The sequence below is a fragment of the uncultured Cedecea sp. genome (assembly GCF_947498825.1).
Classification (GTDB): Bacteria; Pseudomonadota; Gammaproteobacteria; order Enterobacterales; family Enterobacteriaceae; genus JGM124.
Window position 1 is genome coordinate 26,776 of the sequence record NZ_CANMLV010000018.1, and the last position, 23,138, is coordinate 49,913.

At 51.3% G+C, this 23,138-nt stretch carries 18 protein-coding genes and 3 pseudogenes; 3 read left to right on the forward strand and 18 right to left on the reverse strand.

The features are described from left to right. Positions 1-192: 192 nt before the first annotated feature. The 7 genes from Q1A40_RS16870 to Q1A40_RS16900 form a co-directional block, all read right to left on the reverse strand. Entirely contained in the window at positions 193-657 is a 465-nt protein-coding gene (locus Q1A40_RS16870) for a hypothetical protein (protein WP_300002300.1), read from the reverse strand. A gap of 174 nt (positions 658-831) precedes the next feature. Beyond that, complete coding sequence (locus Q1A40_RS16875) at positions 832-1,722, reverse strand: GNAT family N-acetyltransferase (protein ID WP_300002303.1); 891 nt, start codon at positions 1,720-1,722, stop codon at positions 832-834. Next, the gene (locus Q1A40_RS16880; protein ID WP_300002306.1) at positions 1,719-3,020 is read right to left on the reverse strand and encodes a phenylacetate--CoA ligase family protein; all 1,302 of its coding nucleotides are present in this window, start codon (positions 3,018-3,020) and stop codon (positions 1,719-1,721) included. The genes Q1A40_RS16875 and Q1A40_RS16880 overlap by 4 nt, the downstream gene beginning before the upstream one ends. A gap of 38 nt (positions 3,021-3,058) precedes the next feature. Next, positions 3,059-5,467 (reverse strand): acyl-CoA reductase, encoded by a 2,409-nt coding sequence (locus Q1A40_RS16885; RefSeq protein ID WP_300002309.1) that lies wholly within the window; start codon positions 5,465-5,467, stop codon positions 3,059-3,061. Between the two features lies 1 nt (position 5,468). After that, complete coding sequence (locus tag Q1A40_RS16890) at positions 5,469-6,596, reverse strand: acyl-protein synthase (protein WP_300002312.1); 1,128 nt, start codon at positions 6,594-6,596, stop codon at positions 5,469-5,471. Positions 6,597-6,635: 39 nt separating this feature from the next. Continuing rightward, a complete protein-coding gene (locus tag Q1A40_RS16895; RefSeq protein WP_300002315.1) occupies positions 6,636-6,923 on the reverse strand; it encodes a hypothetical protein in 288 nt (95 codons plus the stop codon). A 25-nt stretch (positions 6,924-6,948) separates the two neighbouring features. Further along, on the reverse strand, positions 6,949-7,260 hold the full coding sequence (locus Q1A40_RS16900) for a hypothetical protein (protein WP_300002471.1): 312 nt from the start codon (positions 7,258-7,260) through the stop codon (positions 6,949-6,951). On the opposite strand from Q1A40_RS16900, the pseudogene Q1A40_RS16905 reads away from it, so the two are divergent. Both Q1A40_RS16905 and Q1A40_RS16910 read left to right on the forward strand, forming a co-directional pair. Then, positions 7,186-8,442, forward strand: a pseudogene (locus Q1A40_RS16905) (Tn3 family transposase); the annotation flags it as partial. The gene Q1A40_RS16900 and the pseudogene Q1A40_RS16905 overlap by 75 nt on opposite strands. 125 nt (positions 8,443-8,567) lie before the next feature. Continuing rightward, positions 8,568-9,355: pseudogene (locus Q1A40_RS16910) on the forward strand (MBL fold metallo-hydrolase); the annotation flags it as partial. 112 nt (positions 9,356-9,467) lie between these two features. Here Q1A40_RS16910 and Q1A40_RS16915 read toward each other — a convergent pair. From Q1A40_RS16915 to tap, 5 genes are all read right to left on the reverse strand, one after another. Beyond that, on the reverse strand, positions 9,468-9,752 hold the full coding sequence (locus Q1A40_RS16915; protein WP_300002453.1) for a type II toxin-antitoxin system RelE/ParE family toxin: 285 nt from the start codon (positions 9,750-9,752) through the stop codon (positions 9,468-9,470). Next, positions 9,745-9,987 (reverse strand): type II toxin-antitoxin system ParD family antitoxin, encoded by a 243-nt coding sequence (locus tag Q1A40_RS16920; RefSeq protein ID WP_300002317.1) that lies wholly within the window; start codon positions 9,985-9,987, stop codon positions 9,745-9,747. The genes Q1A40_RS16915 and Q1A40_RS16920 overlap by 8 nt, the downstream gene beginning before the upstream one ends. A gap of 199 nt (positions 9,988-10,186) precedes the next feature. Next, positions 10,187-10,354: a hypothetical protein gene (locus Q1A40_RS16925; RefSeq protein ID WP_300002319.1), complete on the reverse strand. Its 168-nt coding sequence runs from the start codon at positions 10,352-10,354 to the stop codon at positions 10,187-10,189. Between the two features lie 992 nt (positions 10,355-11,346). Next, positions 11,347-12,210 carry an incFII family plasmid replication initiator RepA gene (gene repA / locus Q1A40_RS16930; RefSeq protein WP_300002323.1) on the reverse strand — a complete coding sequence of 288 codons (864 nt, stop codon included), beginning with the start codon at positions 12,208-12,210 and terminating at the stop codon, positions 11,347-11,349. Then, entirely contained in the window at positions 12,203-12,277 is a 75-nt protein-coding gene (gene tap, locus Q1A40_RS16935; RefSeq protein WP_300002456.1) for a RepA leader peptide Tap, read from the reverse strand. Before tap ends, repA (Q1A40_RS16930) begins: the two co-directional genes overlap by 8 nt. A gap of 87 nt (positions 12,278-12,364) precedes the next feature. On the opposite strand from tap, the pseudogene Q1A40_RS23210 reads away from it, so the two are divergent. Next, positions 12,365-12,447: pseudogene (locus Q1A40_RS23210) on the forward strand (replication protein RepA); the annotation flags it as partial. Between the two features lie 59 nt (positions 12,448-12,506). Here Q1A40_RS23210 and repA (Q1A40_RS16940) read toward each other — a convergent pair. The 6 genes from repA (Q1A40_RS16940) to Q1A40_RS16965 all read right to left on the reverse strand — a co-directional run bounded on the left by repA (Q1A40_RS16940) (position 12,507) and on the right by Q1A40_RS16965 (position 23,127). Next, positions 12,507-12,749, reverse strand: a complete 243-nt coding sequence (gene repA / locus Q1A40_RS16940) for a replication regulatory protein RepA (RefSeq protein ID WP_300002326.1) — start codon at positions 12,747-12,749, stop codon at positions 12,507-12,509. Between the two features lie 680 nt (positions 12,750-13,429). Continuing rightward, the gene (locus tag Q1A40_RS16945; RefSeq protein ID WP_300002329.1) at positions 13,430-14,059 is read right to left on the reverse strand and encodes a fertility inhibition protein FinO; all 630 of its coding nucleotides are present in this window, start codon (positions 14,057-14,059) and stop codon (positions 13,430-13,432) included. A 56-nt stretch (positions 14,060-14,115) separates the two neighbouring features. After that, positions 14,116-14,841, reverse strand: coding sequence for a type-F conjugative transfer system pilin acetylase TraX (gene traX / locus Q1A40_RS16950; RefSeq protein ID WP_300002332.1), 726 nt, complete (start codon positions 14,839-14,841; stop codon positions 14,116-14,118). An 82-nt stretch (positions 14,842-14,923) separates the two neighbouring features. Beyond that, entirely contained in the window at positions 14,924-20,161 is a 5,238-nt protein-coding gene (traI, locus tag Q1A40_RS16955; protein ID WP_300002335.1) for a conjugative transfer relaxase/helicase TraI, read from the reverse strand. After that, positions 20,161-22,392 (reverse strand): type IV conjugative transfer system coupling protein TraD, encoded by a 2,232-nt coding sequence (traD, locus tag Q1A40_RS16960; RefSeq protein WP_300002338.1) that lies wholly within the window; start codon positions 22,390-22,392, stop codon positions 20,161-20,163. Before traD ends, traI begins: the two co-directional genes overlap by 1 nt. Before the next feature lie 180 nt (positions 22,393-22,572). Continuing rightward, complete coding sequence (locus tag Q1A40_RS16965; RefSeq protein ID WP_300002341.1) at positions 22,573-23,127, reverse strand: conjugal transfer protein TraS; 555 nt, start codon at positions 23,125-23,127, stop codon at positions 22,573-22,575. Between the last annotated feature and the right edge of the window lie 11 nt (positions 23,128-23,138).

The window sequence follows — 23,138 nt, forward strand, 5'->3', positions numbered from 1 at the left end:
GAAAGCGGGAGGGCAGATCGGAATTGAAGGAACTTTATGTCATCAATCTACTTGGTGTTGCGTTCCGTTGTCCCTCAGCCCACCATGACGACTGAAGTGGCTGTAAACGCAGTACCTATCAATTTCAATATAAACAATGAACTAACGCTGTTAGCGTGGTTTTTTGCATCATTGGCCCTCAAACCCCACTTATCACGAATTTTGGGAACGCAGAAGCGACTGAATATCCACGGTTACATCATCAGTCTCCTGGTTATCACTGTCCTGGGTCAGCTCATCAATATACTGACGGATTTGTGTCGTCTGACTAAGGTAATAACAAAGTTTAAGGGCTATACGAGCTCTGGACTTTGATTCCCCAAGGCGTTCAAATGCTCTTAGGCGAAGTTGTTCGGGCGAGTATCCGTCTTTCGAAGATGAGGAATAAATATCAATCACTTCAGTATACAGCTTTGCGAAACTATGCTTTTTTTTATCACTCTCATCAGTGTGGTAAATTATTTCCGCATTGCTCAGATCTTGCTGCCTCAACAATATCCAGCCGTACAGAGTCTGGCTTGCCGGTATGTTCTCATATGGTATATGACCATTGCTATTGGCATAGATATACTCATTCAGTAAGTTTTTGAGTCGCGCATCCAGGTTAGCAAGTTTCATACGCAGTTGCCTTTGGGCATTATCAATTTTGTTATGAAGCGCGAGATTCAGTATGAGCATAGGGGTTTGGGGAGCAACGGAACAGTAAACACCGTTAATCGGTTAATTTAAATGGCCATTAATTTATTAATCAATAGATTATACTTCTTCATTAAAAGCTCCCAGCCTGCCTAATCAGATTGATAGTGAATGAGTTTGCAACATTTGGCCTGTCGGACAGCATAACTGAAGGTCATGTCGTCTGAAGCCGCGCTGAAATAACCAAAACCAGCCTCCTTTGTTATCAGGTGTCAGGCCCATATCCCGAAAACCCGCCCGGTAAAGCGTGGGAATAGCATCTGCAAGCGTGCTATTGAACCGGATACGGACATAGACAAGTCGGCTGTAAGGAAGACGAATTATTTCATCTATCACCCTGTGCGTCGTCTGGTAAAGAGTGACTTCTGTACGATCGCCAATGTCGGTAATATCCAGTGGTAAGGCTGTCTGTATTAAAGGTAAAGTTTGCGTATTACCAAACTGAATACCAAGAAGCGACAACCAGGGATGCTGTTCACTTATTTCCTCTATCTGTGGTACTGGCCGTGGCTTTAAAGCCTGCACGCCCAGCATCACGCTTTCACGATCGTCTGGTTTAAATGGCGACACGACGTAATCCCGTAACAGGGCTGTGGTATAAAAACCAAGTTTTTTCGCTATCCGCTGTGAATAAGAATGACTACACACCATTTTTATGGTGAGCGTAGTCAGCTGCTGTTTACGCGCCTCGCAGCAAAGATGCATCCCGAGTCTCGTAGCCACGCCGCGATGCCGGCCCCCCGGACGGGTCGCGAACATCGCAAGTTCGGCGCTGGGTGCATTTTCATCTCGGCATAGTGCCGCATGGCCGATGATGCGGCCATCTTTCACTGCTACCGCGCTTTGCCAGTGACGCTGTGCGTTATGCCAACCAATCATCGTGGGTACATAAAGGTCAGAATAAACGTAGCGGTCGCCGTACACCTCGCGAAACAGTTCACTGATCCCATCAGCATCATCAGGCAGGAAGTTTCTGATGACGATCATTTTCCCTCTTCCCCTGTTGTTACATACGGGCGGCGATCTATCACCCGCTGTAATTTTCCGGTGCGGGAGTTGCAGATAAGCTCATCCTGTTTGCACCACACAATGGCTATTCGAAGCTGGCCTGTTTCAAGTAGAGCAGCGAATGAGTGATCCCTTTCCTGGAGAGAATGATAAAGAGCGTCCGCATGGCTACCACTACCGGTGAACGCAATACATAGAGTCAGCCAATCGCAATTATCCTGATGATCCAGGATCATCTGCCACTGCTGTCTGCCGAACATTTCAGTGATGAGAGCGTCGAACTCATCAGGAAAAACAGAAGAACAAGCTACGCGAATACGGTGCCCGAGACTGCTTCTTCCTTGCAGAACGAACTTACGCGCTGGTTTTCCCGGTGGTTCACGCCAGGCTGCAAGATCGCCAACCGGATAACGAATCAGCGGCATGAGTTTGCGTGTCAGATTAGAGACAACCAGCATGCCGGTGCGCCCCTCCTCAAGGATGGATTCTCCGGTCACTTCATCAATGATTTCGACAATAGTTTCGGGTTCAAAGACCCGATGTTCTCCGGCAAGACACTCTGGAGTACTGGCACCAATCAAACTCGAGTCAACGCCAGCGCATCCAACAGAAGCAATACGGGCATTAGGGAATGCCTGCTTAAGCAGCAACAATTGTTCTGCAAATATGCTCTCACTGCCAAAGAGTAGTAACGTGATCCCTGGCAGTTGCTGCTTCCCCCCTATGCTTGCAGCAAATTGTAATAACTTAGCAGGAACGCCTGCGAGGACGTTGATCTTATGCTGGTTGAGCTGGTCAAATAATGCCTGCGGCTCCATCATCCCGCTGAAAGGATATTCGCATACCGGCGTATCCATATGAGTAAGTGCACCATGAATAAATAAAAAGCTGGAGTAAAGATCCCCGGCGAAAAACAGGTTCGCAACGCGGTCGCCGGGATGCAGCTGGTTTGCCAGGCTACGGCCAAAACTGGTGACAAATGCACGCCATTCGCTGCGGGTATAAACGGACAGTTTGCTGGCACCGGTAGTGCCGCCAGTTTTAAATACGATTCCGTCGGTAACGGGGCCGGTCAAAACCGGCCAATGAGTTAGTTCGCTACTTCCTTCCCAGTAATCACGGGGATTCACCAGCGGCAAGTCGCATAGCTGCCAGCCAGTCTGCGGAATCTGCTGGTAAAGCCGGGCGTAATAGGAAGAGTGTCGACGGGCGAATTCCACAAGTTGTGTAAGGGATAAGACCGCAGCGTCAGCGGTGTTCGTCTCTTGTCTAGCCATGATTTTATATCCTTATAGTTAAATCAGACTGCAAATATTCAGCGACGTTTATCGATAACCAGCGGCGTTTTACCACTTTGAGGATGCCGTTCAAACTCGATGAACGGACAGCTTGTCACCTCCATTTCCAGTAAACCCGCATCCAGACTCACCAACAGTTCAGGATTGCTGCTGACACGGTGCCGCACCTCGATGGCATCTCCTTCCGCCAGGATACGGATACGTTCCAGTCCGCTGGATGAGTTATTTTCAAGGATGAGCTGCACCGGCACCTCTGCCAGCTGCGCAAGCTGCTGTGTCGGAATAAACATCGTGCCAATGCGTACCAGATTGCCGTGGCGGCCCTGCAGTTCAAAACGCGGCGACAGTGCGCCGCAAGCGCAGCGTCCTTCCACCCAGCGGCCAAGATCACCAATATCGTAGCGAACCACTTTATGGCCTTCGCGGGCCCGGGAAGTAAACAGCAGACGACCGGTTTCACCCGGATTGACGGGTTTATCGCATTCCATATCGACGATCTCCAGCCACTGGATATCCGCCATCAGATGAAACACGCCCTCAGGACTCGCGTTGCAGGCATGTCCCAATGGCCCGGCGTCCACGGAGCCGTACAGCGCAGAGCGAATCATTTCAACACCGAAACCGTGGAAAAACTGACGCTGATCGGCTCCCATATGTTCACCACCGGTCAGCAGTTTACGGATGCCGCTGTAGCTGCGCAGCAATGTCTCCTGCTGCCTGAATAGCTGGCTCAGGGTGCTGGGCATACCGAGCAGCGTGTTCACCTTCTGACTGACGATAGTTTTCGCAATCTCTTCATAATCATCATCATGCGGTCCCCCCATCGGGAGATGCATAACACCTGATTTGTCGAGTACGGTGAAGAAACTGAGTAAACCGCCGTACAGGTTCCCGGCGTACATCAGATTCAGCACTTTATCCTGTGCCGGATCCAGGCCCGCGGCGAACATGCCGTCGGCGGCAGCCTGCATCTGGCGGTGATAATCACGGTAGGTAAAACCGGCCAGTTTAGGCGCACCGCTGCTGCCTCCGCTACGGAAGAAGAGCTGGGCGCTGGGCTGCATCGCGTTTTCAGTGAAGACTGATTTATCCATGATCGGCTGGTCGACGGGCAAGCCCGGCGCGGGGGGAGGGAGATCGAGCGTCGCTAATCCTGGCAGGGCGTCTGCGTCGAGGGTGACGGTAACACGCCGCACCAGCTGGCTTAATGCGAACAGACCGTCGTGCGGTTCGCCGCTGTAGCCTGAATGCATGCCTGCAAGCGTTGTAACGCGGTTAACCCCGGCGGCCAGCAGAAGCTGGCTGAGGAAGGTGGTGTCATTCGCTGGCGCCGCCAGGCTACAGGTTTGCAGCCAGGTGCGCCAGGGGCGCAAGGTCTGAACGAGTTTATGCCGGGGCAGCGGGCGCAGCAGCAGCGTACGGTAGAGCGGCGAAGGCTCAAGCCCGACCGTGTTTTCCAGCAAGATGCGCCAGTTTTCACCGCTCCAGCACTGATTATCCGCGCCGGTAAAGATCAGGTCCAGTTCGTTAATGGCCTGCGCGCAGGTGATATCTGCCGCCGACTTTTCGTCCGGCAGTTGGACTGGCCAATGGCCGCTGCGGCGATGCATAGCCGCAGCCAGGCCGTTGCCAGTTTCCTTTAACGTCGCCAGCGACTCGGTATCAACGAAAATAGTCTGCGAGCTGGAGCATGCCTGCTGGTCGAAACGACAGATTTCATCCGCCAGCGCATCCAGTTGCCGGTCATCAACCGCCTCAGGAACCAGCCAGGAGAAACTGATTTTATGTCTCCATGGGATCCAGCGACAGCCGCCGGGAAGCTGCTGGCGTATAGCGTTAAGCGCCGCATCGCCGCCCCATGCGGAAACCCCATCCGCATGCGCCATCAGAAGCGCAAGCTTATCGGTCGTTACCGGCAGGATGGCAAGGTAGTTAGCCAGCGTATTTGTCGCATCGCAGTCAAGAAAGGCCTGCAGCAGTTCATGGGTCAGCCCCTGTTCGCTGGAGCTGGGACGCAGCCAGTTAATATTGCCCAGCAGCAGGCTTTCGACTATTGCCAGAAAAGGAAGCGACTCCGCATTGGCCGGGGTGATATGCAGCACTACGCCCAGCGGACGCCAGCTCTCGAAAGTCGGCTGTGATAAATTAAAACGGCGTAACGAGAAGGGGATTTCACCCAGTTCATGCTCAAGCTTGAAGCGCAGCGCATCCGGCTGGCAGAACTGGCTCACTTCTTCCCGCATCACGGCATCAATCTGGGGTAAAAACGCGGTATCTTCCAAGCGTTTCACAAAACGTTCCGCACAGACAAACAGCGCATCCCCTGGCAGCGGCTGGCTCAGCGTGTCGTGCAGCGGCTCGGTCAGTTGGCTCAGCACCTGTTCGATCGTGGAGGAGGTATACCATTTGCCATAAATAAAATACATATTACTTTCCTTGTATTAATTCCGAGGCCGCCAGTGCACAACTCCGGGCCTGATGCTGGCTGGCGCGGCCGAGCAGTTCAAACCAGTCTGTCTGCACTCCACACCCACATTCGCGGGCGCGATGCAGAATGGCTAAATCGCTCATCACGATGCTGTGGGCCGGGCTTGAGGTAATATATGGCGAGACAAACTGCAAAAACCCCCGTTCGCCGTAGCCTTTAATCTCAAACGTGCGGGTATCGCGGATCCAGGCTCTGGCGTATACCGGGATATGAAAGTGGTGATGGGTACACTCGACATAAGGAACGCAGTGCTCAACGGAGCCGTAACCGTCCCGGCAGCATTCGTCAGGCAGCCCTAACTGTTCGCCAAGCCGTGCGTACAGCATTGCCTTCGGTATTTCTTTATCCGCATGCGTTTTCCAGCCGCCGCCGAAAAACGTTAACGACCCCGGTGGCAGGGTAAGCGGCGGCAAATTCATATCGCGCATTCTTTCAAGAACAAACCACATAAAGGCGGGGAAGCCGAAAATACGTACCGGCGCGTCATCCTGCGCGAAAGCTTGCAATGCCAGGATCACACCGAATGGATCGAACTCATGGCCTTTTCCGGTGTTACGCAGGGCATAAAAGACCTTTTTGACCGGCGCATATTTGCACAGAAATTGATCGGTATAAGCCGTACCTAACGTAATGGTTTCAAAGGGTTCGTAACTTAGCAGGAGATAATTACAGGGCGCGTCTGGCGTATCCCACTCGTAGTGGCGAAAAATATGGTCGACCATGCCTTGTGCGGCCGTAATACTACGATCGTCAAAACGCATGCGGCTTTTTTGCCCGCTGGTGTCTGAGGACGTCAGCTCCAGCGCATCCTGGCCCGTGCTGCTGAGCAAAAGATGGTGCTTGAAGTAATTAGCAAATATTGGCGGCAGATCGCCCCATGAACCCAGCTGCGGATTGTCCGGGTTAATACGGTGATGGATTAACCATTGCGCGTAGCCCGGCGTATTCTCAACATGGAAAGAGACGACCTCCAGCATCGCATTATGGAACAACCGCTCACTCATTGCATCGCACTGATACGGGCGAGTGAGCGCGCACAGCTCATCGACGGCAGGAACGGATATCACGTTATATTTTCCTTAATAGTTTTTACGTCCATTTGATAATCAGAGGTTAGCTGACTCAGCAACAACTGAATTGTTCTTTTTATCACTTAGCAAATTAATAATAAGAAAAGGCGCAAAGCCCGCTGGAATGGCAACAGCAATAATGTAGCTGCTCAGACTATCGCCTGCCCCTGCCATCGCCAGCAGAGAACCACCTATACTGAATACGCTGACCGACACCATTCCCAGCATGGCAGAAATTGCGCCAAGGCCGTGCGAACAGGAAAAGAGTGTAATTCTGTATAGTGTGGCGTTACAAATGCCAAAACCGAAAGCATAAACAGACATTCCAACAATGAGCACAAAGACATTGTTAAACAGCAATGTTAAGGATGAGTGACAATATTAAACCAAAGAAAACCGGGAAGGCGGAAAGTAATAACAGGCGCTCAATTTTAAACTTTTCGGCAATAAAATTGAGCGTAATATTACCTGCAATTATCGCCCCGAAAATCGGCAGTTGCCACAGAGCGTAATGCAGCTTGCTCAGGCCTAAGTTATGCATCAGCAGCAGCGGCGAAAGCGCAATCCAGGCCATTAGCGGTAATTGTTGCCACGCGTTGAGTTGCCTGAACTGATACTGGAAATCGATGCCCGGACACATTTCACCGGTGCCTTTACCCATTCATCAGAGCAAAGCTCCCGCGTCTCGGACCTGAATATCAGCATCTGCGCCATGCTGATGGCAGAAGCCTGTAACACCGGCCCGGAGCCCTTTATACGTAACGATGTCGCAGCACTGAAGCGTGACCGCTTGACCTGGACAGACAGTAATTACATCAGGGATGAAACGATTCGGGCAGCCAACGTCATTCTGGTCGCAGCACAAAGTGGCCTTCCCCTGGCGAACATCTGGGGTGGTGGCGAGGTGGCGTCAGCCGATGGTATGCGATTTGTTGTTCCTGTGCGCACGGTACATGCCGGCCCCAACCCTAAATACTTCAAAGAAGGACGTGGGGTTACATGGTACAACCTGATATCTGACCAGTATTCGGGGATAAACGACATCGTTGTTCCAGGAACGCTCAGGGATAGCCTGGTCATCCTGGCTGTCGTTCTGGAGCAGCAAACGGATCAAATGCCATACCAGATAATGACCGATACGGGGGCATACAGCGATGTTATTTTCGGGCTTTTCCGCCTGCTGGGATATCGTTTTTGTCCAAGGATCGTGGACACGGGGGGAGCCAGATTCTGGCGCACCGACCCTAAAGCAGATTACGGCCCGTTTAACGCGATATCTTCGCATCGCCTGAATTTTGGGAAAAAAACGGAGCCGCACTGGGATGATATTCTGCGGCTGATTGCGTCCCTCAAACTTGGACGACTGAACGTCATGTCCATCATGAAAACACTGCAAACGGGCGACAGGCCAACCAGTCTGGCGCAGGCTATAGCCGAAATAGGTCGCGCCGATAAAACTATCCATATGCTGACTTACCTCGACGATGAAAATAAACGGCGAAGAACATTGCAACAACTCAACCGTGGAGAGGGTCGCCACGCAGTGGCCAGAAATGTCTTTCATGGTAAACGGGGAGAACTGAGACAGGCTTACCGTGAAGGGCAGGAAGATCAGTTAGGATCGTTAGGTCTGGTGCTCAATATTATTGTTCTGTGGAACACGATTTACATGGATGCCGCAATTCAGCAGCTCAGGCATGAAGGTTATCCGGTTCAGGATGAAGACGTTGAAAAACTGTCCCCGTTGCTGTGCGGACATATCAATATGCAGGGGCGTTATTCCTTTACGGTGCCGGAATCCGTTAGTAAGGGTGAGTTGAGAGCTTTCAATGAAGAACTGTAATTTGTTGATTGGTATGTTAATGGCCATTTAAATTGACCGCTTAACGGTGTTTACTGTTCCGTTGCTCCCCAAACCCCAGTTATCACGGCCTGGCGGTAACGAATTACTTCAGGGAAAGAGCTAACATGTCCATAACCATCAGCGTCCTGCTGGAAAACCGACTTAAGCCCGGATCTAAAAATTTGCTGCGTGCTAAAGCCGGACTTAGTCTGTTGATCCAGGATGAAAATGATTCAATTCTGTTTGATACCGGCCCTGATGATAGCTTCATGCATAATGCAGGTTTAATGGGAGTCGATTTGACAAACCTTACCGCATCTGTACTTTCCCACGGTCACTATGACCATTGTGGCGGTGTTCCGTGGATACCTGACACATGTCGGATAATATGCCATCCAATGGTGGCGAATGAGCGCTACTCGGCAGTAAGGTTTCCAGGCTATACCGCCAGAATTAAAAAATTGTCGATACAGAATAATTTTTCACGTTTTCGCATGGAGTACAGCAGTACCCCACTACATATCGGGGAACGTTTTATGTGGTCAGGAGAGATCCCTGTAGCCAAACCGCGTGCTTACGGTGTAATCGGTCATAAGAATACGAAAGCGGATTATGTAAAAGATGAGGGGGTTTTAATTTATAAATCCGACTTTGGGCTGATCATTTTTATCGGTTGTGGTCATCGTGGGTTGATTGATATCGTACGTCACTGCCAGAATATAACCGGGATAAATCATATTCATGCCATTTTCGGTGGTTTTCATCTGCGCTGTGCATCCCCCCTAAGGCTCTGGAAGGTAAGACAGTTTCTACACCTTCACAAACCAGATAAAATAATGGGTTGTCATTGTACTGGTAAATGGGCCGCTTGTGGTTGCCGGAAGCAGTCTCTCCGGCAACAGGTGATGTTTATGGGGTCCGCTTGGAAAACGGAAAATATCCCACGTTAATTTTCTTACACTTGGGCTTCAGACCTCGCGCAAGACCGATACTGACCAGGAAAGCATCGATACGTTTTCTAATTTTTACAGTAAATGTCGTTTATGGTTCATCTGTTGATGCAAAATACGTGCAATCAAAATATCTGTATCACGAACCCTGTAAAAAATGGTGTGTAGCTGAAATTCAATGCGCATAACGCCGGAAATGACATGATAATCCCGTCCCATATCTGGCATTCCGGCCAGTGTTTCGAGAAATTCTTCAAGTGCATCTGTATAGAGGTCAGCCTGTGCCTCTCCAAATGTTAAGAGCGTATAATCATAAATTCCGGCGAAGTCGTCTGCTGCGCGTTCGGTGAGTTTATACACGATGTTTGTTTTTTCTTTGTGCTGCAATTTCCCTCAATGAAAGAGAGCTTTCACCGCTTTCTAGTCCGGCAATAACAGCCAGGCGAACAACCTCATCGTTTGCTTCCTGTTGTTCCAGCAATCGCAGGGCTGAGCGCATCACTTCACTCGTAGAGCCGTAGCGACCACTCTCTATTAATCGACTGATAAACGAATCGAGTTGCTCACCAATCGTCACGCTTGTTGTTCTTGCCATAATGCCTCCTGTGTTAACTATTAACACAAATAATAGAAATACTGGCCCCTAGTGTCAACGACAGGGTTTGTCGCTGGAACCCTGGATGAAAATTGGCGAACAGTGTGCAGTCAGTTATTTGAAGACCGCATTAAGGCGGCTGCCAGTGAGGAGTATTTTTCTCGTGCGCTAATATGCCGCCTTAACAGGCGGCATTGGATTATGCTTTTCTTCCCAGATGCCACTCCTCAGCCATTACTATCGCTGCAGCTAAAAAAAACATCAGCATGGACTGAAAATTGGGGCTATCAAACCAGATACTATATGCGGTGAGCATCTCTGATCCGTTTTGCGAATTTATAATGGAATGCAGGAAATAATTTTTCATTGCTTTATCCTCGTGTCATGTAACAGTTGCAGGAAATAATATTTTACCTCCACACAATGGGAGGTCGAAGTCTTCGGCTGCCATATATTTAAATGCCGCATCGCGGCATAAAGGTGCCAGCCGATGTTGAATGTTTCTCTGTTGGTCAGTGGCGCCGTCGCCCGGCATCGCCGGTTCCGTTCTGACAGGTTTCACCTGTCCACCCCCTCACCCTGCTAAAGCCAACCCTACTAAAAGCGACAAAATAGCCTCTTTACGCGGTCGGAGTGGTCACAACAAGGCTTTGCCGCAGTTGTGGCGTATCTCCGCGTTAGCAGGCCGTGAGGGCTGCTTACGAGCGTGTACCCAAACCTTCCAGCACCACTTCTCACAGCAACACCCAACCTCATTAGTTACAACACTCACTATAAAGCCACACAGTTCCGGGCCAGAGGCCCGGGGCGGCGCGGCTTTTCAGTGGGTCGGGGTGAGCAGAGAAGCTGCCGATGTGCACGGATAAAGTCTGGATTAATTTCGTATGCTGTAACTAAATATGCCGTCCGTCGGGCCCGTCGCGTAGCGATGGGAGGTACCTAATTCCCTTTACCGAACCGGCGCGAACCAGGGTTCGCTGCAAGGGCGGGCATTATATGAGTCTGTCCACAGGGCAGACGGCGAACAGGTTTTCTTTTTATATGAATAAAAGATAAAGGTCTTTAAAAGAAGAACAGAGCTGTTGTTTAAAAGAAACCACGCACTTTAAAAACTCAGCGCCTGGCGGCTTACTCGCATATCGGTTGTAACCTTATGGAAAGTTCCCTTGCAGTTAACTGTGGGTAACTCAAAACAACAGAAATAAGAGACAAGAGCAGGGAATATTACGGCCATAATGACCATCAGGATTTGAAGGGGTTAGCGAAAAACATTGCTGAGTTGTGCGTAAAGTGACCGTTCCGGTATGACAGACGTACGAAATCCTCCGGCGGCAACCGGATTTTCAGAAAAACAAAGGGCTAGGAAGGAACGATATTCAGTCGGGTGTAGTTATTGCCGCGCGACAGCAGCATACGCTCTTTAACGCGTCGCTCCAGTTCACGCTTCATTGCGTCAAGACCACCGGTAAAACGCCCGCTGGCGCATTCTCGCGTCAGCTGCTGCTTCACCAGAGTGACGATATCCTGTCGGAGCCTGTCTTTATCCCGTCGCGCCCGGGCGCGTTTAAGTCCGTGTGCTTTACGTTCGGACTGGTAGCTGCGGAATCGCTCGCGCACAAAACGCCAGGATTTGGCTATCAGTTCATCGATTCCAAGAGGCTCCAGGTTCTGCTTTTTGCGTTGCTGATTTTCCCACTCGACACGGCTGCGGCGGGCGGCCAGTACAGCAACATCAGAGACATCAATCGCGGAGAACAGTGCCGGCGTAAAGGTGATGTCGGTCGGGATATTGCAGCCAATCTGCGGGTCATATTCCGTCTCATAGGTGATGAGGCCCAGCTCCGCCATAAACTTCAGCGCCCGAGTAGCACGGGTGATGGAGAGATTACCGTTTTTCGACTCTGTGGCCAGCCCGCACTCGATAGCCAAATTGGTGATAGAGCGCTGAACACGATTAGCCAGGGGGTCATAATGAAAGCACATTCCCTGCAGCAGAGCATCGATGGCGCGACGACGCAAAAGCGGCGGCATACGGTGACGCTGGCCCAGGGAACGAACAAACGCCACATGGATGGAGAAGTCAAAACGGGAGGTGAATCCCTCGGTTTTTTCCATCAGTTTACGGCAGAACGGCAGGGTCTTTTTTCCCTCTCGCGGAGTGAATTCCGGATTCGGGTTTTTGACCTGTCGGTAGTGAGAGAGCGGGGTCTGAGTGTCAGCCATGCCTTCCTGCGCTTACAATGCACGGAAGGAGTGATGCACACAGAAGGTATTGAACTTTTCTGAGCATGAATCTATACTCCCCGTATAGCTTCTTTGTTGGCTATACAGTTTAAGTAGGCCCCGTTAATCTTCCGACTCGCCAAAGTTAAGAAAGATTATCGGGGTTTTTGCTTTTCTGGCTCCGGGTAGACACCTCATCAGAACCAGTTCCCTGCCACCTTATGGCGTGGCCAGCCAGGAATTCTTAACACAAACAGCAATCTATCATTCAAAGGTCATTCGATCAAGGAATGTGACTAGTCACATAAAAGTTCTCGCTCGATAAGCAGCTCTATTGCTTCTGCTTGAGTAAGCCCGTTCTCCTGGCAAAATGCGTCCAGTTTTTCTTTATGTGAATTGCCTATGAACACATTCAGTGGTTTGTGAGTCTCCCTTTTACGGGATACCGAACGCATTTTCCGTTCGCTTACACTGAGTGGAGTACCTTTCCGGTAAGCGCGTTTCGATGAGGAAGTTACTGATTTTTCTGACTGCGACACCTCTGCTCCCTCAAAGAAAAACACACACATTCCAGGAGAGTACTACAGATTGTTGAAATCAGCGACTGACTTATTTAAGAAAAAATGTGTTGGCGCACAGTTCTCTGTAAAAATACTGTTCACAAGTCAAATATGTTATTTAAAAAACGGGTAGTTAAAAAAAAATAACATTCATACAACGTAGCGATATACAACCAAATTAGCCCATGTACTCTTTATGGAATATGTGAGATTGGTATAACCCTGCGTGCTCGAATACTTCTGATAAGGCTCATATACAGCAGACTGACGGCAATAGTGATGCTTCCTGTTACTATCAGAACAACTTCCATTCAGACGTCCATTTATAAAACAGGATGATTACACCGCATTATTTCCAAGAAACATCATCCGGGTAATATTACGGTTGATGTGCAATCTTCATTTAATAAATGATGTATCTGCAGAGTATAAAAAAGTTGTATCTGGCCGCAGCAAGAGAGATTGAGCGTTGAGGCAAAAAATATCCTCAACGCACCCACTGGTGATGAATAATACTGGCGTATTGTTGAGACGCTTTCTGAAAACAAGGGGCATAACAAAGTCAGGGAGTGAGCTGCGCCCCTGAATATACAGATGCCATTAGCGGTTTTATCCCTGCAGGCGTCTGCTCAATCTTTTTTCCTCCTACATTTGTTTGTTTAAAAGCTAGATACCGTCTTTAGGTGACGCTGCATGCGCTCAGCCCGCAGACGTTCCTTCACTATCCGTTCTTTGGCGTAGCGTTCCTCCTCCTGCGTCACAATAGCCATCACATTGCCGTTCAGGTCATAGCGTGATGCCCCAGCCTGCATCTGTGACAAATAACACTCAGATCGGGTCAGACTCTTCAGGCATTTAATGACCTGCTTGTGCGAGAGCGGTAAAGCCTGCCGTTCAATATCTGCAAACAGATCATCTCGTATGCCCATTGCCAGCAGATGAGGTCTGTCTCCTTCGAAAAGCTGTGGCCAGAACGCCTTCAGCGTACGGATGGCCAGTTCCGGAGGAATCAGTTTCAGATATCGCGGTGGCGGCGGAGGGGAAGGTATTACTGCTTTTACTCTACGTAAAGCGAGGCGAAGTGATGCCTTTTCTGCAGCAGCTCTCGCCTCCTCCCCATGTTTAGCCTGCTCCAGCTGTGCCTTCTTCACCTTCCAGGCTGGAGGCTCCACCACAGTCACAACTTTTTTTCGCCGGGAAATCAGCGGTTGACTGACACTTTCCTGGGCGCTGGCGGGTGCGGAATTTTTGCGTTTCAGAGTCAGGACGGGACGATTATCTTCTGACATAACATTCCTGTACTTACATTCAGATAGAGGATGATTATACCTTTTACTGTACTGACTTACATTGATGTGACAATGCCCAGTACTGCGAGATGGGCAGCATAGAACATCACAAAGAACTGCCTAGGCCAGAAACGTCTCTGATACTGCCCGCTCGAGGAGCAGACCAGCAGAGCCAGTAAGGCAATGGACAGACCCACGACAGACTCACTCACGGCGTTCATATTCATCAGCAGCACCATAGCCGCCCATAATATCGCATATCCGCAACGTTCCGGCGGAGTCTTCGCCCGACAGACGGCCCGACTGGTAATAAGCATTCCCACGCCCGCGAGACCATAACTCGCAGACGACAGGGGTATCCAGGCAGCCAGAATGGCAATACCGGCAAAATAGTGAAGGCGCCTTCCGCTACTGAACGCGCGCAGCGCCTGCCCCGTCACTGCAAAGGCAAACAGAATATTGCCCTCATACCACGGGTACCCGACAAGCATAAAGGAGATCTGTGCTATCCCCGCCCAGCACCACAGGCTGTTGAGCTGTGACTGTCTGATCTCAGCATATCGGGCCAGGTTCATTCCCCACACCAGACCAAACAGCGGAAAACAGCCCCGACCCAGCAGGCGCAGGATTTCATTATTTCCGGCCAGCATTAACCCCGTGTGATCAGCCACCATCAACAGCAGCGCCACCGTTTTAATCATATCCGTCTGACCGGGTGTCCAGGTCAGCAATGCCTGAAGCCAGCGATCGGCATGACTGAGGCGCAGCGGAACAGTTAACATTATTTTTTCCTTTTTATCAGGCCCCGGAGGGATACCTGGTTTTAATCGGGGAAACAGCCGGGGCAGACAAGCCGCAGGCGCGTCAGTCGCCGCCCAGTGTTTTCTCACGCTGCAAATCGCGCACCATCTCCCGCTCCATTTGCTGCAAGCGCTCGCGCTGAAGATTGTCAGAGACCACCTGTTGCACCGCATCCTCCTGCCGTCTGCTCTGTGGGTCGTCTGTCACAACTGTTTTCCCGGTGCCCGGGCGGTCACGTTCAAGGCCTTGAATAACATCACCTACAACGGCCTTAACACGATCTTCAGGCTTGCGAGCTTCCCTGGTAATTTCCCGGGCAGTCTGTTCGGCCTGTTTGTCCATTTCCCTTCGCTGTGCCTCTTCAACGACCTTCTGTGCCTGTACATCAGGCAAGTTAGAAATATCGCCTCCCGCATAAAATGGTGGAGTGACCGATGTCGGATCTGCCCAGATACCTCCGCCTGTGATCGCGCCCGGATTCCACGGCCGTTCATCCCCGGTCAGGCTAACCACCACCCCCGTATCCGGATTGTTCCTCGCCAGCCGGACCCCTTCCGCCATCCCCTCGGCCAGCAAACTCTCCCCGTTGCGGCTGTTCTGCAGTGCCACAAACTGAGCAACCTCGTTTCCCATAATGCGGCCCTCACCGCTGAGCGTCGGCATCCGACTGTCATTGTCGGTCAGCGGGCTGAGCCAGATACCTGCCTTTTTCCCATTTTTATCAAAGGCAGGCAGGGCGACATGCGGCAGCGGATATTTTTTCCCGGGTGCAATGAATTTTCCCGGCGACACGCCACCTGCCAGACCGGATTGCCGCAGGGCTGCACGTCCTGCAGCAGTCTCGTCCAGTGCACGTGCCCGGCTATACAGTTGCATGGCGTTTTTTAACGCGCGATCGTTAAGAGGGGCAAGGATATCGTGCGCTGAGGTTTTCGGCGAAGAGGACTGGATGGCCTTGACCCAGCCCTCCCGGCTATCGGTGTACACCTGAACATGCTGTTTCATGCGCGACAAGCCCACGTAGGCCGACTCAAAACTGGCCATCCTCTCCCGGCCGCCGGCAACGCCTTCCAGTGCTATCACATAGGATTCACTGGCACCCTGCGCACCGTGGGCGGTAATGGCATACGCTAGGTCGATATGTCGCTGTGCCTCGTTTGCTTTCGGGTTAACTGTCCTGGTCGTTTTACCATCCGACAGGGTGACACTGTCACCTGAAACAGACTTTACCGTCCAGACACTATTGGCCACATAGCCGCGCTCCGGGTCACTCTTACTGAAACGCATTCTGTCTCCCTGAGAGACAGTGATAATGTCCTCCCGGTACAAAGTGACGCCTTCCGCAGACGCCTCCCGGGGTGAGATATACCGCGTTTTTCCATCCTCGCCCTGCAACGTGATAAGCTGATTCCCCTTGTCCACACTGCCGATACGGTGATAAGTGTTATCCACCAGAGCCACTGCGCCTTGATTCTCTGCCCATGTCGACAGCTTGCGCAGTTCGCCGTCACGAATATTTGCCGTCACCAGAACAGGCAAAGACACTTCTTCTTTTCCGACCTCACCGTTTTCCCGCCGCGCCTCATGTATAAGGCTGTTCAACGCTCTACGGTCATCATTCAGGTGCGTGACAATAAGGGTTTGCGCTTGCGCCGCAGGAGTACGCCCGGTGTAGTCCATCACCATCGACTCGTACAGGGTGGTTGGCTTACCGTCCGGCATACTTTGCCCGCTCGCTATCGCCTTCTCTTGCTGTGGCGTGAACTCCACAACAGAGTTGTCAGGCACCCATGCATCCTGTTTTCGAGGTACTGAATCTGGTGTGACGGTCTCAATGGTCGCCAGCGCGCTTTTTACGTCCCGGTCAATCAGGCTGTAGACAGCAGGCCGTAATGACGGTGTCTGGCGCACAATTTCTTTCATGATGGCCATATCTGCCGCGCTCCTCTGCTGCATCAGCCCGAACGGCTGACCCGAGGCGACGGGCGGCAGCTGATCATTATCCCCGCTGAAGACTGCCCGACCACCCCCTGCCTCTATCAGGGAAGCCGCCTTTGCAGTGTCAGACAGCCCCAACATCGAGCTTTCATCCACGAGAAACAACGTGTTATTGAAATCCGGCGTTTGGCCATTACGCTGCTGTAGCTGCACGTCATGCAGAAAGGATGCCGTGGTCCGCGCATCAACGCCTGCATCCTGCATTTCGCCCACTGCACGATGTGTCGGCCCAAGGCCGATGATGCGCGGACGTGCTGCTTCCGGTATCAAACTGACCGCCCCCATCACCGCCCGGAACTGGGTGGTTTTCCCCACTCCTGCATACCCCTGCACCAGGGTGAAACGGTCGGTAGTTTCCAGTATCATCCGGGTTGCCGCACGCTGACCGGAGGTCAAATCTTCCATCAGACTACCAGGAACGCTCGCCATAAGCGGATTCACTGCTCCTTTCCCTTCCAGCACCCGGGTCAGAATACTTTTCTCAGCATCCCAGGATTGACGGGAAATCAGCAGGTCGTTACCGTGTCCCTCAGAGACCGCAACATTCAGCAGCTGTCCTGAATTGATTTGTGCCTGGAGGGTCTTAGCGATATCTGCCATCGGGACTTTCCCGCCACCGATTTCCAGTGCCGTGGCCATCAGTTGTGGACGTGTAAAGGTCAGACTGTTGCTTTCCAGCAGGGGAATGGACAAATGAATGACCTGCTCTGCGGGGGTGTGCAACCCGGATTTTTGCCGGGCGATAGCTGCACCCAGGTCGGTTTCTCCGGAACGCGCCTTCAGTTGACCGGAAACCACGCTGAAAGCACTGTGCCTGTCCAACTTCTCCGTTGTCCGGGCAGAATCCTGTGCGGAGTACAGGCGGACATGACTTCCACTCTGCGACAGCTGATTCAGGGTCGCATTGTCCATTTCGTTCTGCTTCATGGAGGCAAACACCGTCGCCGTTTCACTCACCGATCGGCCGGGACTCTCCACCCAGCCATGACCAATTTTAATCCCGTCAAACATGCTATTGCCTACAGTTAGGGTCTGCGTTGTCTTCTGCCCTGGACGCTGAACCGTCAACAGACCTTTCTCAGCCTTCAGAACCGTCACGCCTTCCCCACCTTTCAACCGTGTGTCGGGGATTTTACCCAGCACAGACAGTCGCTCACCCTCTGCCACAGGCAGAGAACCGGAACGGAAAAGGGACCATTGGCTGTCTACCGCCGGGATTTTCAGCATCAGGCTGGCCCCTTCTTTGTCTTTCAGGGTTAACGTGTTGCTCATTGCCGTGACCCGATCAATCACATAGCGATCATGCTGCTTTGTCTCAGGGTTCCATCTCTCCATCATCATACCTTCCCGGTACGAGTCGCGGACTCCCCGACTTTTGCTGTCCAGCCAGACAGGGGTCAGGACGGCGACTGTCATATCCTGCGCTCCCAGTACACCCTCCTGTTTAAGTGACTCACGGATCATCCCATTCAAGATAGGTTGTTCACGCGTTCCGGCAATTTGCGCAACACTGTCCTGCCCGTCCCGCACGCTAACGGCAAATTCCTGTGCCAGTCGGCGATAACGTGCGTCCTTGTCCGGATCGCTGATGATATCCACCGTAGTCTGCTGCCCACCCTGCCAGCGATAGGTATTCACCCCACTGTCCTTCAGCACCGTCAGTGCACTCCCGGTGCCACTGCGCTTTCCGCTGTCCGAGAGCAGCACCTGCACGTTATTTCGCATGGCGCCATCCAGCAGGGAAACAGCCTCCTTCAGACTGAGTTTCTCCGCCTGGTCGACTATAAGTGTACCGCCGGGAATAAAAGCGGTACCGTCATGAAGGGCGCTTTTCCCGGTCACCGTTTCACCGGACAGGCGGTCATCATCGGCAAGAAAAACACGGGAGCGATTATCGGGAGCCACAATAATCACATCACGCCCCTGCTCACGTGCCATCATGGTCAGCTCAGCCACCCTGTCACGCTGTCCGGATGCCCCACCCTGCCCAGAGATAATCCCCATAACCGGCTTATCCTGCGCCAGAACGCTGACAGCGTCGCTGAAGGATACCTGCCGTGAAAATGAGGCATCAGGCGTAACAGAGACATAGTTCTGGCGCTGAATTTCCTGGCTCAGCGCTTTCACCGAGAGTTCATCAAGAACGTGGATACTCGAGGTAAACAAGCCTTTTTCCCGATCGAGGGGAATAAGCTGCTCCCGCTCAATGGCCTTATCGATACCAGTTCTCGCAAGGTCAAACACCCCCGGTTTTGCTTCCAGCTGACTGACCGTGCGCGCCAGCAGTTCCGCATACGTGAACTGCATTTTGCTGTCGCTAAGTCCAGCTACAGACTTCATCACCACATCGTCAATATTGACAACGTTTGCCACTTCCGGAATGGCGGGAATAGATTTCGTCTCTGCGGCACGTGTATCGGCAGCATCACGGTAGCCCCGGATATCAAACCCGGTTTCCTTCAGCGTCCCCATCCACTCCGCCATCTTCTCAGTCGGCTCGATGGATTCCTTGGATTTACGGGTGTCAAGCGCCGCCATGTCCCGAGATTTCAAAGATGCATCTGGCCCCGCAGCCTCTCTGACCTCCCGGGTACGCGAGGAAAACGGTTCTGCCGGGACGCCTTTCATCTCCCACATACCGTGTTTTCCGACCACCTCGGTTTCATACCCGAACTTTTCAACTCGCGATTTCAGTTCTTCGCGGTATATTTTTCCAAACGCAATCTGGTTGGCATACACATTCTCAATAAAGCCGTTCTTACCCACGGTATCGGTACCGAGAGACTGCCATTTATCCCCGTTCCGTGTCGCATTGAGCACGACCGCATGCGTATGTATCAAAGGTTCCTGATTGCGGTTGGTATCATGATTGAATTTCGCCACAATAAGATTGTCAGTCATGACCGTTTCTTTTACCCCCTCCGTCATGACCCGAGTCACAGCAAGGGTTTCCACCTGTCTGATAGCTTCGGTGACCGCCTGATTATGTGCATCAATCAGACGTTTATCCCCGCCCAGCATGGCCAGTATTGACACACTTTTGGGGGCAGAAAACGTCAGATCATATCCAGCCCGGTGTTTATTGACGCCGTTTTCCATCCGGCTCAGGTTGCTGCCGTCCGGCAATTTTCCTTTCAGCAGGTCGGTGAATACCTGTTTATCCACCTTCCCGTCCAACCCCAGAGCCTCTGCACCTTTTCCCTGCCAGCGTTCATCCATGCTGCCAATGACATAGTAATTGTCCTTATCGGTATAGTAACTGGCAGCTCCACCCGCCGACTTAACTTGACTGATACTCAGCATCAGAACCTCTCCCCGACCTCAGCATCACCTCGTTCATCCTTACGGGAGTGATTGATATTAACTTCCTCACGCCGCTGTATATCGCGCTGCGTATGCGACTCTGCCAGATAGGCTTCATAGATCTGCATATCGTCTATTTCACCCGTGTCATTCACCCCCGGAGGCAAAATGTCTCCATCGGCCTCAAGCACCTGTGGTTCAAGCTCCATCTCTGTTCCTCCTGACGCAGCTACCGGAGTGGTCGTCGACGTTCCAGCGCGAACAGTGGGTATTCCAGGTGCAACAGCTACCTTTGCAACCTCATGCGTTGCAGGTTTTTCCTCCAGTGTCGGTTGTATTACAGCAGCGGGAATGTTGTGTTCGGTATCAGGGTGGAGACTGTTTTCCACGGGGTCTAACTCCGGCATTAACGCTTCCGGCGAAAACAACGCCCGGGCATAACTTCCTTCTTCTTCCCTGGCCGCCAGCAAGGCATCAAGCCTCGCGTCCATGCGCGGATTGAGATTACGCTGAATAAAGCCTTCAGCCACTTTGGGCCGGGGTTTGTATTTCAACGCCATCTTCACCGCCGGATAAGGTCCCGGCAAAGTGACATAGCAAGACAAGTCCGGCAGCATCTGAATGTCGGAGTAGCTGACCAGTGTTTCACGCTCCTGCTCTTTTCCGGTCGACACACCGTCACGCACTGGGTCAGCCCCGTAGGAATACTGCTCATTGGCCTTGAGAATTTGTTTTTCACCTATTTCTCCGGCCGCGAACTCGGCAATCTGTTTACTCGGCGAACGGAAGAATGCACGGGTGTTCATCACGTCGAATAATGTGGCAGCAGGCTTCACACCGTAGATATCTTCCATCTGGGCATAGGACTGAATGCCGAACACATAACAGCCCCCGAATTTACGGGCTTCTGGCAAAATTTCGACTAAATCTGGCAACTTGTGCAACGTGGGGAGTTCGTCTGCAAAAATCCACACACGGCGGTCACGGCTTTCACCCATATCGAGCAAACCCCGGATTGCAATACTCAGCCACATCGAAATAACCGGCTTCAGGGAAGCGTGCGTACCGGCATTGGAGGATATAAACAGCCAGCCATTCGGCTGGTCTTCGCGTACCCCGCGCATCCAGTCTCGGATTGTGAACGGCTCGCCGTTCTTTTCAATACCCTGCAAATATCGGATGGCCTTGACGTAGTTGGTCAGTACGGCACGGATGGATATCGCTGTTTTCTCTATTTTTTCCTCAACCAGATTGGCAGCTGGCGTGTTTTGCAGATAGGCACGCAATTTGTCGATTTTGATGGAAAGCATGGTATCAACCAGCTTCTGATAACTACGGTCTTTATCCTCGCGCATAAGATACGCGCCTTCGGCAAAAATGGTGCGGCCAGACCCCTGCCAGAACGGATCTTCCTTGGTACCCATCGGGATAAGTGTGTTCGACACGTTGTCAAAATCGGGCAGAGTCAGGCATTCCTTCCACAAATCCCAGGCCGCGCACCGCGAGTCCAGTGGGTTAAGAATTTTGTCCAGTGCCGGATCGTAGTAACTTTTGACGAACTCACAAGAGCGGTCGTAGATAATGGCCATATCACCCCGGGCACGCACATAGTTCAGCAAACGGCGAATAACCTCTGACTTCCCTGAGCCGACCGTGCCATGGAGACAGAAGTTCTGAATTTCGGAATTTTTCAAAATCGGTAGGTCACCAATTTTGATATCAGAGGCCATACCGTCCCGCTTCATCTGACGCGCGACTTCTTTCGGGTTCTCGGAAAGTTGTCGCCCTCCGGTATTTTCATCCTCACTTTGCTGCTTACCCTGACGGCCAAGAACCCAGCTTGTAACAAAGAACGTCACAATGCAGATAACCAGGGATAAGGTGGCTGCAAAGACAAACCCGGTCCACAACTGCTCGCCACACCAAATAATATATTTGTCGGCGAGGATCTGTTCTGACGTGTATTCCAGGGATTTACCGTAATACTGGATAGTGTAAACAGGCTGAGAACGAATAAGATCACGCATGGGGGCAAGCGTTGTACACCACCAGTAAACACAGCCATTAACAAAAGTTTGCCAGCTAAGGCGGTACATTAATATCAGTCCGTTTAAGACCCAGAATATAATAAACAGTACGTAGAAAATGATATTGGCGATCTGTCCAAACATACGAAAACGCATATTTGCGATCTGACCACCCTGCGTCATATCTTTGGCGTTAAAACTCATCGTGTTTGACCTTTAATAAAAAATGAGAGGTAATACCGTCTGGGGACGGAAACGCCTTACAGGCGCACAAATCAAAGAAATTGTGCACCTGCTCGCCGTTTATAATGAAATCACGAAGTTACTGATTGGAAATGAAAATAAATACTGATCAGATTGATTTGTTAATTATTATCAGGCAAATCACTCTACGGATATTGTCTCTTTGCTTTTGATGGATACAAGCAACGACGTTAATGCCGTCAGCTGGTAACGGTTCAGGTCAACATTCAGATAAATCATGAAACTAAAGGACGATATGATGAGCCCAATGGTTGAATAAATCGCACCATAAACAAACCATGAACACAGCACAATTATGACGGCATAGCTAACCAAGTACGTAAACAAATAACGTCTGAATTTTGTGGATACAAACCGACAAAGCACGGATGTTTCACGAAATGACTGAGGGATAGACAGATACAAGGCTCTGCTATTTACCACCTGTAACATGATAAAAACCCCGGCCAAAAAACCTATTATCACTGAGGCAGCTATTCCTATTGACGCTTTATTCGATAATTCATATTGCATCATTTGATATCCATAGAGCACCAGAGGCCAGCTTGTCATCCATGCCACTACGCTCAATCCCGGCCAGAAACAACGCCACATTCCGGGGACCTCATTCCCGCCTTTCTTAAACAGAATTTTTAATGCCTCAACTTCTTGCAATATTTTATGATTAGATATCATCTTATATTCTT